Genomic DNA, 18,600 nt, shown 5'->3' with positions numbered 1-18,600 from the left:
CAGACCGTATCCCCTTATCTCACAGGAAAACGCTCCACAATCCGGCCTGTATGATAGGCCTCCAAAAGCATTTCAAGGTCTTTAATCTTAGTCTTAAGCTGTTTGCCCACATCCGTGTCCCCTACCAGCTTCCGGCTGGACACACGTTTTACAATGGTGCTCTCCGAGTGTATATCGCTCTCCTTCTCAATTGCGGCCTCCGTGGACTCAAAGGGCTCGTGGGCGGCCAGAATCAGACCGTAGGAATTATAAATAAGCGTATATCCGGCGATTCCCGTTTCCTTCTGGTAAGCCCTGGAAAAGCCGCCGTCAATGACCAGCAACTTTCCGCCGCATTTCATAGGATTTTCCCCGTTCTTGGACTTGACCGGCACATGGCCGTTGACTATATGTCCCTCCTGGGGAGACAGGCCGAATTCCTCCAGGATGCGGCCCACCGTATCCTCATTCTCCAGCATACAGTAATATGGGTTCTTTTCCTCCCTGTGTGTCTCCTTGTCAGCCAGAAAATAGCGTTCAAAGGTGGCCATCTTGTCCTTGCCGAACAACGGTGAGTCCTGATGGAGCCAGATATACCAGCATATATCCCGGCCCCTTGCCCGTTCCACGGGGTCCACTGCCATGAACGCCTTTCTCACATAACCGTCCAGACACTCATAGAGGCTTTTTCCCTTATATTTCTGTCCGTATATGTCCACCTCTTTAAAGCTGCCGTCCCTGTTTAAGGGGATACAGCCATGATACAGAAGGTTTCCGTTATATACCTTGTAAAGGCTTCCCTTTGCCAGCAGGAAGCGCATATGCTGCTGAAGCTTTTCACAATTCTGAAACGCGGCCGCAAGGCGTTCCATGATGGCGTTCTCCTCCGCTGTAAGCCTGTAAGGGTCTGCCGGGTCAATGGTGGGGAAATACCTGTCCAGCATCTCCTGCTCGCCGCCTTCCAGCAGTATGGTCCCCCTGTCCAAATCAATGCGGTGCAGCAGGTTTCGGCCATCCAGGCAGAATTCCGGATGTTCCCTGATGATTTGGCCCTCCACCTTGAACTGGATAATGGATATGGCCTTGTGCATCCTGATATTCAGTTCCGTCTCGCTGGGGCTGCATGCGTTGGCCCCCTTGAGCTGGAAACAGGCGCACGGATCGCTTCCATAGGTGTCCAGGGAAAAGGTTGCCAGAGGCAGCAGATTAATGCCGTAACCGTCCTCCAGGATATCCAGATTGCCGTATCTGGCACAGATGCGGATTACATTTGCAATACATCCCTTCTGACCGGCAGCCGCACCCATCCACAGCACATCATGGTTCCCCCACTGGATATCCAGGGAATGATAGGTCATCAGCTTGTCCATAATTATGTGGGGCCCCGGCCCCCTGTCATATATATCTCCCAGTATATGTAAATGGTCCACAATAAGGCGCTGAATCAGTTCACAGAGAGCCACGATGAACTCCCCTGCCCTTCCTACCCGGATAATGGTCTGTATGATGGCATTGTAATAGGACTCTTTATCCCTCACATCCACTTTTTCCGTAATCAGCTCCTCAATCACATAGGCAAACTCCTGGGGCAGGGCCTTTCGCACCTTGGACCTGGTGTATTTGCTGGCAGCGCGCTTGCTCACCTCGATAAGTCGGTACAGGGTAATCTTGTACCAGTCCTCCCGGTTCCTGGCGTGTTCCAGTATCTGGGCCATCTTCTCCCTGGGATAATAAATCAGGGTGGCCAGGGTCTGCTTGTCCTGACTGCTCAGGGTGTTGCCGAACACGTCGTTGACCTTGCGCCGGACAGCTCCCGAACCGTTTCGCAGCACATGGGAAAACGCCTCGTACTCACCATGGATATCCGTGAGGAAATGTTCCGTCCCCTTCGGCAGGTTCAAAATTGCCTCCAGATTAATCACCTCCGTGGAAGCGGCCGCTATGGTTGGATATAATTCCGCAAGCCGTTCCAGATACCTTGTCTGCAAATCACTCATTGCTTTCCTCCCTCAATACTTATATGTTGTTTTACTCCTCCCTCTCCCTGTCAACGTAATGCTTATTTTCTTCATCAATATAATCCAGGCTCAGATAATCCTCTGTCCTGGCGGATAAATTCTTTTTCTTCAGCGCGCTGCTCACATAGGCGGCGGTCAGCCTGTAAATGACCGCAAACAGAGGCACCGCAATAATCATTCCCACAAATCCGAACAGGCCGCCGAACAGCAGGATGGAAAACAGTACCCAGAAGCTGGGAAGTCCCGTGGAATCACCCAGGATTTTAGGTCCCAGGATATTGCCGTCAAACTGCTGGAGCACCAGTATAAAGATAAGGAAATACAAGCATTTCATAGGGCTCACCAGCAGTATGAGAAATGCGCTGGGCACAGCTCCGATAAAGGGGCCGAAAAAGGGAATCACGTTGGTCACTCCGATAATCACGCTGACCAAAAGCACATAAGGCATCTTTAAAAACTGCAGGGCAAAAAAGCACATGATTCCAATAATCAGAGAATCCAAAAGCTTCCCGGTTATAAAACCTCCGAATACAGAGTGTGCAAAACGCACCTCGCTCACCAGCCGGTTGGCATCCTTAACCTTTAACAGGCTGTAGACAATCTTCTTGCTCTGAGCGGACAGCGTGTCCTTAATATTGAGAAAATACACCATGACAATGATGCCAATCAGTATATTTTTGACAACGGTAACCACGCTTAAGAGCCCGGTGGAAAGTTCACCGATGATTTTAGACATATTGGGCACCAGGTCCGTGGTCAGCCAGTTCTGGAATTCCGTGGCAGCCTGCTCATAAAAAGGCATGATTGTCTGTTCGATGGTGGGATTGTCCTCAAACATCTTCATGAGCCAGAGGCTCAGATTATTGATATTCTCACCCAGACTCTCCTGGAGACCGATAATACTGGTATAAATCTGCGGAATCACCATCCAGAACAATCCGCAGACAATGGCAACGAGCAGCAGCAGGCTCACCAGTGTCCCGGCGGCCTTGGCCAGGCTGTCTGCCGTGCGTCCGTCCTTAATGCAGCGTCTCAGTTTTTCCGCCGTATAGGCCCTGGTCTTGTTATAGATGGGCAGCATCAGATAGGCCAGCACCGCCCCGTAAATAATGGGCATCAATATGGATACAATTTTTCCCACGGCCTTTGAAACGATTTCAAACCGAGACAGGAAAAATCCAAAGGCAACGCTGCAGGCAACCACGGCCAGCGCAGTGGTGCCCCAGTATATATAATTTTTAAATCTTGGGTTTTTCATACATCTTTACTCCTATGTCTAAAGTATTCCGTCATTTAGGCAAGTCATTCACCCCTATATCATATCATAAGCTGAAACCAACAGCAATTAGGTTTTAAATTACAGTGTCTGTTCCGTAAAGATTTTCACGAAATCTTAACAGGGAGGACAAAGCGGGATTTTTGTGGTATGATATTCCTATCTTTGAAAAGAGGTGTTAAGACATGTCTTATATCATAAAAATGGCCCTGGACATCAAGGCCGGTTTTGAGCCTCCGGCTCCCATGACATCCCCGTTAGAAGCTTACTGTGCCATCGGAACCATTGCCGGGGCAATGAAGCTTGGGATGCCGGAGCGAAAGGATACGCTCTTTGAGATGCGGGACCAGCTGGATGCGGATATGGGGAACAGCGAGCCGGAGGACAGCCGGATAGCAAAAATTCATGCCATCCTTAAAGGCTTCATACGAAATGAGAATACCACGGACCAGATGATGGAGTACGTGACATACGGTTATGAAAATGAGAGGTGACACGAATGGGAGATGAAACAATGGAACATAAAGTGACTTTTCATATTGATGAGAATGCCAGACGGAGCCTTCTTCTTGGAAATGCGGACAATCTTCTCCGCGCTGCCGCAGATATACACATGACAGTGGAGGTTCCGGCCAATGGCCCTGCCGTACCGGGATATGCCCTTAAGCCGGCTTCCACGGATACCGCGGCAGCCATGGCTGATTTCGTGGTGCCTGTGCCCGCCGGCGTAATGGAGTTAATGGAGAGACCGGAACAGGGGTACTGTTATATTAAGCCGTAAATCCTTGTAAATCCGAAACGCCCTGCGAGACAACGCTACCGTGGCATTGTCCCGCAGGACGTTTCTCTTTTCACATATCTTCTCACATTCCCAGTATGGAATCCGTATCAGGGCGGATGATGTTCCAGGTGGAAATCAGGGCCTCTTTTAGCTTCTCCTCCCCCGCGAACTCCATCTGTCTCTTCAGAGCATATGCTGTCTTTTCTTCCGGCGGCATTACGTAGTAGTCGCTGTCATCCCGGTATGTATCGCTTAAAAGAATATAATTTCTGGAAGGCGGCCTCCGGTATGCAATATCGGCTATGGACCACTGTACATGGTATCCCTCGCTGTACACCTTATTGTAGTCCACAAAAATAATAATGTCTTCCTTCTTATCGGTCTGGTACTTTAATGCCTCTATTCTCATAATCCCATCCTCCCTTGCAGCCGCCGGCTCCACCCTCCATCCATTGCCCGTGCAGATGTATTAATTAAAATCTACCATACCACCGGGTATTTTTCAATGTAATTTACAGGGTTGGACTTAACGTTACAGAAAGATGAATTTTCAACAGTATTATCTCTGTTTCGTCACCAGATAAAGCCAGGGAACATTCAAAAAAAGCAAAAAAAGAAAAACCCTGCGGACACAAGGTTTTTTCAATCAAGCCACTGGCCGGACTCGAACCGGCGACCCACGCATTACGAATGCGTTGCGCTACCAACTGCGCTACAGTGGCATCCGAACAGCAAACGCCATTCCTTTGATGCAACAAGGCTACTGCCTAAGCAACAGCCTTGCCATCATGACCTGACCGGGAATCGAACCCGGGTTTACGCCGTGAGAGGGCGTCGTCTTAGCCGCTTGACCATCAGGCCTAAAGGTAAATCGAGGCGACGTGATTCGAACACGCGGCCTCTGCGTCCCGAACGCAGCGCTCTACCAAACTGAGCCACGCCTCGATACCTTTGGTAGTATAATACATTTATTCCAGAAAGTCAACCATAAATTGTCAAAGTTTTTAAAATAATTATGATAATTTTCGAAAAGCCCCGGTTACAGGCTCTGTACTATACTTCTACCGCAGTAAATCCAAGGTCGTCTAAAATCTCCACAGCCCTGGCCTCACAGTCCGCATCCCCGTCAATGGTCACTGTCTTGACGGATAAATCCACGGTATTCTTAATACCTGCTCCGTCCAGCCCCTTCTTAATCCGGTTCACACATCCATCGCACATCATTTCCTCGCACTTATAAGTTTTCATGTTCATTCTCCTTTTCTGTTATTATATTTAACAGGCCTTTTCTAAAGTCCCATCATTCATAAATACTGTCATAATCATAGTTTGCATAAAAATCCGTGATTCTATCAAAATAGAAGTCCACAGTGTCGTCTGTAAGCATATGCTCTCCTGCCGCCATCCATTCCAGCAGCTGATCACCGGTATCCTCCGAGTAGTGAATCACATCCATATAGTGGTCCAGATTGCAGGTGATGTCAAACTGGTCGTCAAAGGCAAAGAGACGTATGTTTTTGCACTCCAGCAGCATGCGGGCCATGAGGCGGTATCCCTCCATCTGCCGTTCAAACTCCCCTTTTGCCATCAGCTCGCTGTCCCACCAGCTGATGCTGTAGGGCGGAATAAAATAGTAAAAGGTGACCTGGGGATTGGCCCTGGCCGTGGCCAGCACATTCTGCTCCAGATTCTCCATGACCGTCCGGCGGTCTTCTTCGGTAAAAGGGGCGGTTTCCGTTTTGCGCGGCTCCCTATCATATGTCTTTAAGACAGCTTCCCTGCCCCAGTCCCGTTCCGGCGCCCAGTGCATGTATTCGTCAAAGGTGGTGGTCCGCCCGCCTGCCTTTGTCCTGGCAAAGACACCCGGAATAGTGCCGAATATCACTTCCTTGTTGAAGATATAATTCACATCATTGAAGGGGTTTCCATCCGTCAGATACTCCGGTGAAGGGGCTGCCGGATTCCACTGGTCCTTTGGATAAAACAGGAAGCTCCTGTCCAGACCCCTGCACACCACCCTTATTTGTGGATTATAGGCCAGGGCCCGTCTCACAGCCTGGTCCACTTCCTTATAATATCCGCCCGCATATGGTATCTTGACGGATGTGACGCCGAAAAGGCTGTCAAACCGGCTGGCCTTAAAATTCTCCATCATGGATGTGCCTGTAAGTACTGCGTCGTAAGTAAAATTGCGGCTGATACCGTCATTCTGGTACCGTTCGCTGTCAATGGGATATGCCAGCTGTTCAAGAGGCTTGTGGTAGTGGAAAAAAGGATCCACCCAGACCACCAGTCCGCCTAACATAACCAGCATAGCCAGTACGGCTCCCATGGTAAACCGCAGCCATCTGCCATACCCTATGTTTTCTGTCCCATTCTCCCGCTTTTGTGTCTCCAATATAATCTCTCCTGTAGCTGTTTATTCAAATAAGCCTTATTAGAACTGGAAATAAATGAAGCCGGATATTCCTGCCAGGGACAGGACCGACCAGACCAGAAGGACGGCTGTTCCTGCTCCCCTGAGGAAGGTGGGGCGAAGCTCTGTCTCGCCCATATTCCTGGCGTTCATCACCAGACAAAGTACGGCCCCATACAGTCCCAGCACTGTAAATACCCGGTGTTCTGTCAGCCAGAGCGGCAGTTCCACCATCTTAAAGCTGTCCATGAAGGACGGATTGATCTGCATGTTTCCAAAATCCAGGAGCCGTTTCAAAAACAGCTTTGCCTGGGATATGCTTTCTGACCGGAAGATGACCCAGGTCAGGTTGACAAACAGAAACGTGACCATCCACCGGAACGCCGTGTGAAGATTCTCCCACTGCCGTTTAAAGACACGGTTAAGGGCCTGGGCCGCACCGTGAAGCGCCCCCCACAGGATAAAGGTCCAGGCCGCGCCGTGCCAGAAACCGCTTACCAGAAATACCGCCATGATATTCATGTAGGTGCGCAGGTTTCCCTTCCTGCTTCCCCCCAGAGGAAAATAGATATATTTTCTGAGGAAACGGGTCAGGGTCATGTGCCAGCGCTTCCAGAATTCCACCGGAGACAGCGCTTTATAGGGAGAATCAAAATTAAGGGGCAGTTCCAGGTTAAACATTCTGGAAATTCCCATGGCCATGTCACAATAACCGCTGAAATCAAAATACAGCTGGAAGGTATAGGCCAGCATGACCAGGAATGCGTCCGTGGAACTGAGTATCTCCACCTGAGCATATCCCCAGTTTACCGGTCCCGCGAAAAACTCCGCTAGGATAACCTTCTTGAACAGTCCTACAGCCAGTATCATCAGTCCCTGGGCCATGTTCCGGGAATCTGCCTTCAGGCGGGAAGGGTCCTTAAGCTGCGGGATAAACTCCCCGTGCAGGAGAATCGGCCCCATGGAAATCTTTGGAAAATACACGGTAAACAGGAAATACTCCCAAAAACTGTAACCTCTTGTCTCCATGCGGAAGGAGTCCACCAGCCACCCAATCTGCTGGAAGGTAAAAAAACTGATTCCCACCGGAAGGAGAAGCCTTGTGAAGGCAATGTCCTTTCCCAGAAACGCATTCAGGTTTTCTATAAAGAAATTAGTATATTTAAAGTAAAAAAGCAGAGCCAGATTGGCGAATATGCCAAATGCCAGAACCATCCTCCCGCCAAACCGTCCGCTCGTTATGCCATCCGTCCTGCCGTCCGCCTTGCCGTCCCCTTTGCCTGTCTCCTTCTTTTCTTCCCCTGACAGCATCCTGGAAACAGCCCAGTTAAATACCGCGCTTCCCACAAGAAGTCCCAGATACCATGGATTGGCGTACGCGAAAAATACCAGGGACATGGCGGCCAGGAATCCTCTGGCCCATGTATGGCGCTTCATCCGGCACAGCCCGAAATATCCTGCCAGCACAGCCGGAAGAAACAATAATAAAAATAAATATGAATTAAACTGCATGTATCTTTTCGTTTCCTTTATCTCAGGTTTCTATCTCAGGTTTCCTGTTATTTCATCATCTTCTGCAGAGTCCTGCAAAGCTCCTCCACCGTGGCGTCGCTGTCGCCGCTGCGGATATCATCCACCACGCAGGACTTGATATGGCGCTCCAAAAGCACCTTGTTAAAGCTGTTAAGCGCTGCCTGGACCGCTGCCACCTGGGTGATGATGTCCACGCAGTAGCGCTCATCCTCCACCATGGACTTGATGCCCCTTATCTGTCCCTCTATCCGGTTCAGCCGGTTCATGAGCCCGCGTTCTTCCGACACTTCCCTATGTTTATGGCGGCAGGCGCAGCCTTCTTCCTGATTCATGTATTCCTCTCCTTTTACCTTCCTGTTCCCCGGGGAACCGCCCATGTCCGGGACACGGACGGATTCCCGCAGGTGTTTTCGCAGGTGTTTTACAGCCCCGCGCTACAGCTTCAGATTCCTGAGTCTCAGGGCATTTCCCACCACGCACACTGAGCTCAAGGACATCGCGAATCCTCCCAGCATGGGGCTTAACAGCGGGCCGCCCAACAGGTACAGCACTCCTGCTGCCACCGGGATTCCCAATGAGTTATAGAAAAATGCCCAGAACAGATTCTGTTTTATATTGCGGATGGTTGCCTTGCTCAATTTGACAACCCTGTAGACATCCATAAGGTCAGACTTCATCAGCACCACGTCCCCGGATTCCAGGGCAATATCGCTGCCGTTTCCAACAGCGCAGCCCACGTCAGCCTGGACCAGCGCCGGTGCGTCGTTGATGCCGTCACCTACCATCATAACTGTTTTTCCTTCATTCTGCAACCGGTTTACGACCTGGGCCTTGTCTTCCGGAAGCACCTCTGCCACCACCTGGTCCACATGGGCCAGCCTGCCGATGTACTGGGCCGTTTTCTCATTATCACCTGTAACCATGTATACAGCCACTCCCAGGCTCTTTATCTTTTCCACCGCCTCCACACTGGTTTCCTTGATGGTATCGGCCACGCACACGATCCCGGCCAGCCGGCCGTCAATCACCACATACATGGGAGTCTTTCCTGTATTGGCGTATTCTGAGGCTGCTTTTTCCGTATCCTGGGATACAGGCACATGCAGTTGGTTAAGGAGACGCCGGTTGCCCACCGCCACCTTCCATCCCTTCCAGGCCGTGATAATACCTGCCCCGGTGATACTCTCAAATGCCTCGGGCATCGCCAGGTCCATCTGCTTCTCCCTGGCAACCTGCACAATGGCCTGGCCCAGGGGATGTTCCGACATCTGTTCACAGGCGGCGGCGATTCCCAACAGGTGCTCCCTTTTCTCATCCTCAGAAGTCTGAGGTTCCCTGGTGCTTTCCCCGAAAGCCCCGCTCCCCGGCTTCCACACCTGTTCCACCACGGCTCCGCTGATCACATTTACATCCGTCACCCTGGGTTTTCCCTCTGTGATGGTTCCTGTCTTATCCAGTATGACGGCATCCACCTTATGGCAAATCTCCAGGGCCTCACCGCTCTTAATCAGTATGCCGTGTCCGGCTCCAACCCCGGTTCCCACCATGATGGCCGTGGGAGTGGCCAGCCCCAGCGCACACGGGCAGGCAATGACCAGGACGGCCACGAATATGGTCAGCACAAAGGAAAGTTCCTTTCCTCCGAATATCCACCACAGCAGGGCCGCCGCCAGGGCGATTCCCATGACAGCGGGAACAAAGTATCCGGCCACCTTATCCGCCAGCTTGGAGATAGGTGCCTTCTTGCCCTGGGCATCCTCAATCATCTTAATGATTTTGGACAGGGTGGTATCGCTTCCCACATGGGTCACTTCCACTTCCATAGCCCCATTATAATTCATGCTTCCGCCGATTACGCGGTCCCCCGGCTGTTTCTCCGCCGGGATGCTCTCCCCGGTAAGCATGGACTCGTCCACGCTGCTGCTGCCCTGTACAAGTATACCATCCAGGGGTATCCGGCTGCCCGGCTTTATGAGGATATGCTGCCCCACAGCCACCAGGGAGGTCTCCACTTCCCTCTCCGTACCGTTCTCATAGAGAATAGCCGTGTCCGGTGCCAGCTCCATGAGCTTGCGTATTGCTTCGGATGTCTTTCCCTTGCTGCGGCTCTCCATGAACTTGCCCAGCATTACCAGTGTGACCACCACGGCCGCTGACTCATAATACAGCTGGTGGGCCTTCATGTGATCCCCCGGAATGCCCAGAGTCATCACAAGGCTGTAGATAAACGCGCTTCCCGTACCAATTGCCACCAGGGAATCCATATTGGGATTGCCCTTAAGCAGAGAACGAATGCCTACCAGATAGAACCTGCGTCCGCAAATAAGGACCGGTACGGTCAGTATGAGCTGGGCCAGGGCAAAATTAAGCGGATTCTTATCCATCTGCATGAAGGCCGGCAGAGGCAGGGTAAAGGGCAGCATATGCCCCATGGAAATGTAGAGCAAAGGAACAGCAAAACAAATGGCGGTAATCACCCTGCGCTTCACAGCCTCCAGCTGTTCCTCCTGCTGCTGCCATTCCTCTTCTTCCTTTTTCTTGTTCTGTTCTTCCTCCACAATCAGGCTGGCAGAAAAACCCGCCCTGGATACCTTCTCACAAATCATTTCAGGCGTCACCCGGCTCTCGTCATAGGTAATCACCATTCGGTTGGTTGTCAGGTTCACATTACTGCTCTCCACACCGTTTAACTTTCTCATAACACGCTCCACCGCGCTGCTGCATGCGGCACAGGACATTCCGTCTATGTGATATCGCTGCGTGGTCATATGTTTCACTCCTTTCTTATACCCCACCCGGGTATATTGCAAGTATAGAGCACTAACTATATATTGTCAATAGGCAGTATGCCCCGGAATGAAAATCTTTACTATTTTACGCTAAAAAACAGACACATGCATCATGAGAATACGCTTGTATCCTTCCGTGCATCTGCCTGTTTACCTGTCTGTTTATCTATTTGTCTCCTTCTTCCCAATCCGTATTTCAAATCCGGTCCCTGATTCCGGCTGACCCGGAGGTCAATGTCCCCGTTCCAACACTGCCATACCATATCTCACCAGAGCATAGATGGTAAGGACGGATGCTATGACGGTTTCACCAGCCACAGCGTATGACAGGGCAGGTACGGGATGTCCCATGCCGCCGAGACAGGCCACGGCCATCTTAAGCCCAATGGCTGTAATGACAAAGGGGAAGGTAAAGGCGGCATAGCTGGGATAAAACTTCATCTTCAGGTATGCCGGTGTCTTTATAAGCACCGCAATGTAAATGACTGAGCTGAGAATCATCATAAACAGGACCAGCCCCAGTGACTTTGGCTGCACGGACTGGATATATCCGGCCAGGCAAAGGCTGACAGGCGCCGTATAGATGCAAAACAACGGCTGTGCCGGTTCCGGAACCTGTTTAAAGTTCACATAGCGGTATGTAACCAATACCAACAGTATGAGGGCCGCCGCAAAGCCGAACCAGAAGGCTGCTGTTCCCACTGCCAGTTTATCAAAGGCTGGCGCCGTGACACTTGCCACCGCGATTCCCACATAGACAATGTAGTAGCTTGCAAATACCTGCTGCATTTTAAGGTGAATCATGAATCTGGCTGTAAAATACACCATGAGGGCAATGTGCAGCCCAATGCCGGCATACCAGATTATCACGGCGCTGCTTCCCGCAAAGGGCTTGGCATATCCTGCCAGAAGCATGACTGCCATGGAAAAGGTTCCTGAAACACTGGCCATGATGGGATTCTTCATGTCCCCGGCAAACTGCCCGGGGTATAATATGATTTTGATCACAATCAGGATCCCCAAAATCAGGGATACCGCCCCGCACAGAAGGCGGACTCCTTCCGAATAAGACTGGAGCAGATTTCCCAGGGCAGCCATGCCCAGCATGACGCCTGTTGCCGGAAGAGGTATTTTCTTTATCATCAGCGCACACTCCTATTCGTCAATATTCGTAAGTCCCTTTTCCCTTATGATCATCTCGGCTACCTTGCCTGCCACCAGACCCGTAAAATGGATACACTGTTCCTTATGCTCCCCTGCCCCCATGTCAAATTCCTTTGTGAGAATCCGGCAGCACAGCGCGTTCTTCCCGTTAGCCGCCTTGAACCAGTCGTGAAGCTCCTTGGAAAGAGCCAGTGTCTGTTCCACCTGGGGATCCTTCTGGACCGTGCGGCCGAATACAAGGCCAATGGCCATGACACCGCCTGACACAGCTCCGCACAAGCACTTGGAGCGCCCGATTCCAATGGGGAATCCGGATGCCATGGCAATGACCTCCTCCGGTACATCCATCTCAAAGTTACTGCGGATGGAACAGACAACTGCCTCTGAACAGAAGAATCCTCCGCGGAATAAATCCTCTGCATCCTTTGCTATTTTGGCCACACTCACTTCTTTCTTTAAATTCATGTTACGGTACCCTCCTTATAAGATTTTCTCTTTCGTCCATCTCATTTTACATGAATCCCGGTGGTGTGTCCCATTGTTTTTATTGATGCAAAACCATATGCCATAGAAAAATACAATGTCCCTACATGACCTTCTGCAAAAGCCCTCTGAACACCAGCAGGAGCACCGCAAAAAGCGCCGCTACGAATATCAGTGTCTTTGCCACTGTCATGCTGATAAACCCGCTTACAAGGACCCCTATATAGAGCATCAGCATCATGGTGTATCCCGTATAAGCCCAGCAGCGCAGCCCCAGCATACGGTTTCTCTCATCGGTCTCATAAATCCTGCGCTTCTCCTTAAGTTCCGGATTCCGCAGATACTGCAGGTTGCGGATGATGGATATAACCCCGGACGCGGCCAGGCCAAATCCGGTTCCGCCGTAAAATCCCGGCATAAAATCCCTGTAACCCTGTTCCAGATACATCACCATGGCGCGGTTCCTGACCGCAAAGGACAGCCCTATGGCCGCTGCGCCCAACAGGATAAAGCATATCCCAAACACAATCCGGTTCCTGCACCTCTTCTCAAAATCAATGGGGTTTTCAATAAATAACTGGTTCAGCCACATATTCATTCCTCCTCTTCAAATAAAAATATATCCTCTATGCTTTTTCCGAAAAATCTTGAAATCTTAAAAGCCAGCTGCAGGGAAGCATTATACTTCCCGTTTTCAAGGGATATTATGGTCTGCCTGGTCACGCCCAGGGCCAAGGCCAGCTCCTCCTGGGTGACTTTGTCATGTTTCCTCAGTTCCTGTATCCTGGTCTTCAATCACACCACCCTTTCCTCATTTCCTTTTAATCTTAAATCATCTCTGCTTTTTGTCATCGCCTGTTCCGCCTTTTTTAGTATAGCATGCTTTACATTTTTAGTATAGTATGCTTTACATCAAATGTCAAGGCTATTTTACATTTTTATTCCCGCTGCAAAATCCGGCAGCAAAAAGCAGCCCCTGGGGATTCCGGTACAGAGAATCCCCAGGGGCTGCCCTTTGCATTTATTATGTTTTATCAAAAAAATCCCTAATTACTCATAAACTTGGAGACATATCCCTGAATGAATATGATGAGTACAATCAAAGGCAGGATATAACTCACATAAATCCTGGCCCACACAGGAAAATGAATTCCCTCCCCTTCATTGGCCTCTGCCGTAAATTTCTTAAAGCCCCATCCATAGCGGCTGGTGCAAAACAGCAGGTAAAGCATGCTGCCGATAGGCAGAAGGTTGTTGCTGAGGATGAAATCCTCCAGGTCCAGAACCGTGCTTCCCTCTCCCAGGGGGTCAAAGCTGCCCCAGAGATTAAAGCCCAGCACACATGGAACGGACAGAATGATGATGGCGGCTATATTGCAGAGAACCGCCTTCTTAAGGGTGCATCCCGTCAAATCCGTTGCAAATGAAATGATGTTCTGGAACACCGCGATGATGGTGGAAAAAGCCGCAAAGGACATAAACAGAAAAAACAGTGTCCCCCAGATTCTGCCGCCTGCCATATGGTTAAATACATTGGGCAGGGTAATGAAAATCAGGGATGGTCCTGCTGTGGACTCAATATTGTAGGCAAAGCATGCCGGGAATATGATGAGTCCGGCCATGAAAGCCACCAGGGTGTCCAGCAGGGTTACGCTGACCGCCTCTCCTGTCAGCGTTCTCTCCTTGCCGATATAGCTTCCGAAGATTGCCAGGGCTCCGATACCAATGCTCAGGGTGAAAAAGGATTGTCCCAGGGCAGCGAACACGGCTTCACCGATACCCGCCTCCGCCATTTTCCCAAAATCAGGCTTCAGGTAAAACTCCAGCCCGGGACCGCCTCCCGGCAGAACCATGGAATGCACGGCCAGCACTACCATCAGCACCAGCAGACACACCATCATGACCTTTGTAATGCGCTCCACGCCCTTCTGAAGGCCCATGGCGCAGACTCCGAAGCACAGCAGGACCACAATGACCATGAACCCTCCCATCAGCGCGGGATTAGCCAGCATACTGCCGAATTCACCGGCCACTGCCTCTGAATCCAGGCCGCCGAAATCCCCCTTAAGGGTCTTAAAAAAATAAAGCATCATCCATCCGCCCACAGTCGTGTAGAACATCATCAGAATATAGTTGCCTGCCATGGCGATGTACTTGGTCAGATGCCACCTGCTTCCCTTTGGCTCCAGCAGGTCAAAGGACAGGGCCGCGCTTTTGCGGCTGGCCCTTCCCACTGCAAATTCCATGACTACGATGGGAAGTCCCAGTATCAGCAGGAACACCAGGTATACAAGAACAAAAGCGGCACCTCCGTATTCGCCTACTATATAAGGGAACCGCCACACATTGCCCAGACCAATGGCGCATCCCGCGCTTATAAGGATGAAGCCCAGCCTGGACGAAAATTTTTCGCGTTCCATCTATATATCCCCCGTTTCGTAATATATCGCGAGTTACCGGCCTTTTCAGACAGCCGGACTCAATAAAAGAGCCCTTAATCCTAAGGACTCTTTCATATACTACCATATTATTACATAAATATCAACCTATCTCTGCCCTTTGTCATAGGGAACGCCGGAGGCCCTGGGAGCCTGGGAGTTCCTGGATGTAAATACCAGGACAATCAGGGTGGCCAGATAGGGTATCATCTTGTACACATAGCTGGGAATCCCTGTTGCCGCCAGAAACGGTATGCCGGAATAGGCTGCCGCCACCGCCTTCATGAGGCCGAAGAACAGGGATGCCCACATGATTTTTACCGGCTTCCACTGTCCGAAGATAAGAACTGCCAGGGCCAGGAATCCGTATCCTGCCACATCCGCGTTAAAATTAGTGGATGTGGGCACCACGAACACCAGCCCCCCTAAACCGCCCAGGACCCCGGATATCAGGACGCCTGCATACTGCATGCGGCAGACATTGATGCCCGCCGCGTCTGCTGCATGGGGGTGCTCTCCGCAGGAGCGCAGTCTCAGGCCGAACCTGGTCCGGTAAAGCACCAGGGTGGACAGAACCAGAATCACGACGCCCAGATACGTGGTGATGTATGTGTTCCGGAATAACAATGGGCCGAAAAACGGGATATTGCCCAGCAGGGGAACGGATTCAATCCGGAAGGTATTGCTGAACTGAATCTGCTGCACTCCCTGGATAACCCTGGCCACAAAGATGGCAAAGGCCGGAGCAAACATGTTGAGGGCTGTTCCGCTGATGGTCTGGTTTGCCTTCATGTTGATGGACGCGTAGGCATGAAAGAAGGCAAAGACAGCTCCCGTGGCCGTGGAGATAAGGATGGCCAGTAGCAGCTGCAGCTGTCCGCTCATCCTGTCTCCTGTCATGTTCAGGAACAGGATGCCCGTAAAGGCTCCCATGGTCATGATTCCCTCCAGGGCAATGTTGACCACACCGCTCCGCTCGGAAAACATGCCGCCCAGGGCCACAATCATCAGGGGAATGGTAAACAGCATGGTCTGCTGGAATATAAAATAAATCACACTCATATCTGGCCGCCTCCTTTCTCCCGTTTTCGGTTCATCCGGGTCAGGATGGTTTTCACTATCAGGGCAAAGGCGCTGAAATAAATGATGACCGCCACAATGATGTCAATGATTTCCGTGGAGAATTCAAAGAGCTGCAGGTAAAATCCCCCGGCTGTCAGATATGCGATGAACAGCCCGGAAAACAGCACTCCGATGGGATGGCTCAGTCCCAGCAGCGCCACGGAGATGCCGGTAAAGCCTTCCGGCGCAAGCACATCCTTTATCTCAATGTGCTTGCCGGTGCCTGCCAGGTACAGAAGTCCCCCTGCCATGCCTGCTATGGCCCCTGCTATGACCATGCTCATGATGATGTTCCTTTTCTCGTTGATGCCCGCATACCTGCCGGCGTCCCGGTTAAAGCCCACCGCCTTAAGCTCATAGCCAAAGGTGGTCTTATTGAGGATAACCCATATTAGCAGCACGGCGGCAACGGCCAGAAGGATACCGCCGCCCACGCTTGACTCCGGAAACAGCTTATCCATTCCCATCTTGGGGATCTGCGCGGTGGCTGCCACGTTCCTGGATTCATTGCGCAGGTTGTTAAAGAGAGGCTTGTAGCTCTTGACAATCCAGTTCACCATGTACATGCCGATATAGTTCATCATGATGGAGGCAATAACCTCGTTTACATTAAAGCAGGCTTTCAGAACCCCGGGGACCATTCCCCACAGAGCTCCGCCCAGAATGGCTGCCAGCAGGGCCACGGCCCACTGAATCCTCCCAAGGCCGGTCCACATGATTCCCACATAGACAGCCGCGAAGGCGCCCACAATAAACTGCCCCGGCGTGCCGATGTTAAACAGGCCCGTCTTAAAGGCAAAGCCAACGGAAAGACCGGTCAGTATAATGGGGGTTGCATAGTAAAATACCTGTCCCACGCCCTTTAAGCCGTGGGTAAAGGCTCCTGTCAGGATGGTCACAAATCCCGGCAGTGCCTGGGATGGATTGCATATCAGCAGTATGACAAATCCTACCAGCAGTCCGATGACAATGGCAAACACCGATGACAGCACACCTACATAATCCCGTTTTCTCCCTGTCCTTTTGTTTGGGCTCACAGCCTCTCACCTGCCTTTCCTTTTGGCTCCTGGCGTTTGGAACCGGCCATGTAGAGTCCCAGCTCCTGTACCGTCACTTCCCCGGGATTCAGGTCAGCCACGATGGTTCCCTCAAACATGACCAGAATCCGGTCGCTGAGATTCATGACCTCGTCCAATTCCAGGGATATGAGCAGAATGGCCGTGCCGGCGTCCCTCTGCTTCACCAGCTCCCTGTGGATGTATTCGATGGCGCCCACATCCAGTCCTCTGGTGGGCTGGACCGCCAGCAGGATGTCATGGTCCCTGGATATCTCCCTTGCCACGATTGCCTTCTGCTGATTGCCTCCGGACATACTGCGCGTGATGGTATCCGCTCCCTCGCCGCTTCGTATGTCAAAGTCCTCAATCAGCTTGTCGGCATACTTATAAATTTCCTCATTCTTAAGGAAACCCCAGTGCTGGAACCCAGGCTCAAAATACTGCTGCAGCACCAGGTTATAGGCCAGGTTATAATCCAGCACCAGGCCATGCTTGTGCCGGTCCTCCGGTATATGGCTGAGTCCATGGGTATTGCGGGCGCGTATGCTCTTTTTCGTCACATCCCGGCCGTTTATCAGGATTCTTCCCCCTGCGGTTTCACCCAGGCCGGTTATGGCGTGCACCAGCTCCGTCTGCCCGTTGCCGTCGATTCCGGCAATGCAGACAATCTCCCCGCTCCTTACCTGAAAGCTCACGTCGTTTACCACCAGCTTGGTATGGCCTTCCATATGGGATTTCACCGAAACATGCTCTGCCTCCAGCACAGTCCTGCCCGGCGCTGCCGGAGTCTTTTCAACAGACAGGCTCACCTTGCGGCCCACCATCATCTCCGACATTTCCTCCTTGGTGATGGAAGCCACATCCACGGTGCCTATGTATTTTCCCCGACGCAGAACAGAACACCGGTCCGCCACCGCCTTGATTTCATCCAGCTTGTGGGTAATAAAAAGAATGGACTTGCCTTCCGCCACCAGACTGCCCATAATCTCCATGAGCTCGTCGATTTCCTGGGGAGTCAGGACCGCTGTTGGCTCGTCAAATATCATGATTTCATTGTCCCGGTAGAGCATTTTAAGTATCTCCACCCGCTGCTGCATCCCCACCGTAATATCCTGAATCAGAGCGTCCGGGTCAATGTACAGGCCGTAACGCTCGCTGAGCTCCACCACTTTTTTCCTGGCATTGTCCATCTTCAGGAAGCCGCGGCTGACCGTCTCCATCCCCAGTACAATGTTCTGGAGCACGGTAAAATTGTGTACCAGCTTGAAATGCTGGTGCACCATACCGATTCCAAGGGCATTGGCGTCCAGAGGCCCCTTTATCTTCACTTCCCGGCCCCTGACCTTTATGATTCCCTTCTCCGGCTGGTAAAGGCCGAACAGAACGCTCATCAGCGTGGATTTCCCGGCACCGTTCTCGCCTAACAGCGCGTGGATTTCCCCTTTTTTCAGCCGGAGGGTGATGTTGTCGTTGGCAATGATACCGGGAAATTCTTTTGTAATGCCTAACATCTCTATAATGTAATCATCCATACGGTTCCCCC

Annotated in this window: 18 protein-coding genes and 3 tRNA genes; 2 read left to right on the top strand and 19 right to left on the bottom strand. The window is 51.4% G+C overall.

Translation table 11 applies throughout. The features are described from left to right. Positions 1-14: 14 nt before the first annotated feature. Positions 15-1,976, bottom strand: coding sequence for a fructose-1,6-bisphosphatase (locus tag LA360_RS02785; RefSeq protein ID WP_112483242.1), 1,962 nt, complete (start codon positions 1,974-1,976; stop codon positions 15-17). A 31-nt stretch (positions 1,977-2,007) separates the two neighbouring features. After that, positions 2,008-3,255, bottom strand: coding sequence for an AI-2E family transporter (locus LA360_RS02780; protein ID WP_022201932.1), 1,248 nt, complete (start codon positions 3,253-3,255; stop codon positions 2,008-2,010). 203 nt (positions 3,256-3,458) lie between these two features. Between LA360_RS02780 and LA360_RS02775 the strand changes: the two genes are divergently transcribed. Then, positions 3,459-3,767, top strand: a complete 309-nt coding sequence (locus LA360_RS02775) for a DUF3837 family protein (RefSeq protein WP_065547292.1) — start codon at positions 3,459-3,461, stop codon at positions 3,765-3,767. A 5-nt stretch (positions 3,768-3,772) separates the two neighbouring features. Then, complete coding sequence (locus tag LA360_RS02770; RefSeq protein ID WP_022201930.1) at positions 3,773-4,054, top strand: DsrE family protein; 282 nt, start codon at positions 3,773-3,775, stop codon at positions 4,052-4,054. A gap of 82 nt (positions 4,055-4,136) precedes the next feature. On the opposite strand, the gene LA360_RS02765 is transcribed toward LA360_RS02770, so the two are convergent. The 17 genes from LA360_RS02765 to LA360_RS02685 form a co-directional block, all read right to left on the bottom strand. Then, positions 4,137-4,463, bottom strand: a complete 327-nt coding sequence (locus LA360_RS02765; RefSeq protein ID WP_057571195.1) for a hypothetical protein — start codon at positions 4,461-4,463, stop codon at positions 4,137-4,139. A 240-nt stretch (positions 4,464-4,703) separates the two neighbouring features. After that, positions 4,704-4,776, bottom strand: a tRNA-Thr gene (locus LA360_RS02760). Positions 4,777-4,843: 67 nt separating this feature from the next. Next, a tRNA-Glu gene (locus tag LA360_RS02755) sits at positions 4,844-4,915 on the bottom strand. 10 nt (positions 4,916-4,925) lie between these two features. After that, positions 4,926-4,999 (bottom strand) — tRNA-Pro (locus LA360_RS02750). Positions 5,000-5,107: 108 nt separating this feature from the next. Next, on the bottom strand, positions 5,108-5,302 hold the full coding sequence (locus LA360_RS02745; protein WP_002583347.1) for a heavy-metal-associated domain-containing protein: 195 nt from the start codon (positions 5,300-5,302) through the stop codon (positions 5,108-5,110). Positions 5,303-5,354: 52 nt separating this feature from the next. Further along, positions 5,355-6,452 carry a hypothetical protein gene (locus tag LA360_RS02740; RefSeq protein ID WP_022202204.1) on the bottom strand — a complete coding sequence of 366 codons (1,098 nt, stop codon included), beginning with the start codon at positions 6,450-6,452 and terminating at the stop codon, positions 5,355-5,357. A 39-nt stretch (positions 6,453-6,491) separates the two neighbouring features. Continuing rightward, the gene (locus LA360_RS02735) at positions 6,492-7,982 is read right to left on the bottom strand and encodes an MBOAT family O-acyltransferase (RefSeq protein WP_057572415.1); all 1,491 of its coding nucleotides are present in this window, start codon (positions 7,980-7,982) and stop codon (positions 6,492-6,494) included. A 47-nt stretch (positions 7,983-8,029) separates the two neighbouring features. After that, positions 8,030-8,335, bottom strand: a complete 306-nt coding sequence (locus tag LA360_RS02730; protein WP_002583350.1) for a metal-sensing transcriptional repressor — start codon at positions 8,333-8,335, stop codon at positions 8,030-8,032. Between the two features lie 102 nt (positions 8,336-8,437). Next, positions 8,438-10,771, bottom strand: a complete 2,334-nt coding sequence (locus LA360_RS02725; protein ID WP_057572414.1) for a heavy metal translocating P-type ATPase — start codon at positions 10,769-10,771, stop codon at positions 8,438-8,440. Positions 10,772-11,023: 252 nt separating this feature from the next. Beyond that, the gene (locus LA360_RS02720; protein WP_022202207.1) at positions 11,024-11,935 is read right to left on the bottom strand and encodes a TDT family transporter; all 912 of its coding nucleotides are present in this window, start codon (positions 11,933-11,935) and stop codon (positions 11,024-11,026) included. A 12-nt stretch (positions 11,936-11,947) separates the two neighbouring features. Beyond that, positions 11,948-12,421, bottom strand: coding sequence for a C-GCAxxG-C-C family protein (locus LA360_RS02715; protein ID WP_002583353.1), 474 nt, complete (start codon positions 12,419-12,421; stop codon positions 11,948-11,950). 121 nt (positions 12,422-12,542) lie between these two features. Continuing rightward, entirely contained in the window at positions 12,543-13,031 is a 489-nt protein-coding gene (locus LA360_RS02710) for a hypothetical protein (RefSeq protein ID WP_022202208.1), read from the bottom strand. Positions 13,032-13,033: 2 nt separating this feature from the next. Continuing rightward, positions 13,034-13,234 carry a helix-turn-helix transcriptional regulator gene (locus LA360_RS02705; RefSeq protein ID WP_002583355.1) on the bottom strand — a complete coding sequence of 67 codons (201 nt, stop codon included), beginning with the start codon at positions 13,232-13,234 and terminating at the stop codon, positions 13,034-13,036. A gap of 251 nt (positions 13,235-13,485) precedes the next feature. After that, positions 13,486-14,859, bottom strand: a complete 1,374-nt coding sequence (locus tag LA360_RS02700) for a sodium-dependent transporter (RefSeq protein ID WP_112483240.1) — start codon at positions 14,857-14,859, stop codon at positions 13,486-13,488. A gap of 126 nt (positions 14,860-14,985) precedes the next feature. Further along, positions 14,986-15,939 carry an ABC transporter permease gene (locus tag LA360_RS02695; protein ID WP_022202210.1) on the bottom strand — a complete coding sequence of 318 codons (954 nt, stop codon included), beginning with the start codon at positions 15,937-15,939 and terminating at the stop codon, positions 14,986-14,988. Beyond that, the gene (locus LA360_RS02690; RefSeq protein ID WP_057572412.1) at positions 15,936-17,036 is read right to left on the bottom strand and encodes an ABC transporter permease; all 1,101 of its coding nucleotides are present in this window, start codon (positions 17,034-17,036) and stop codon (positions 15,936-15,938) included. Before LA360_RS02690 ends, LA360_RS02695 begins: the two co-directional genes overlap by 4 nt. Next, complete coding sequence (locus LA360_RS02685) at positions 17,033-18,589, bottom strand: ABC transporter ATP-binding protein (protein ID WP_022200767.1); 1,557 nt, start codon at positions 18,587-18,589, stop codon at positions 17,033-17,035. Before LA360_RS02685 ends, LA360_RS02690 begins: the two co-directional genes overlap by 4 nt. Between the last annotated feature and the right edge of the window lie 11 nt (positions 18,590-18,600).

The sequence above is a fragment of the Enterocloster clostridioformis genome (genome assembly GCF_020297485.1).
Taxonomy (GTDB): Bacteria; Bacillota; Clostridia; order Lachnospirales; family Lachnospiraceae; genus Enterocloster; species Enterocloster clostridioformis.
The sequence above is the reverse complement of the archived record's forward strand: the minus strand, read 5'-3'. Positions and strand labels throughout refer to the sequence as shown.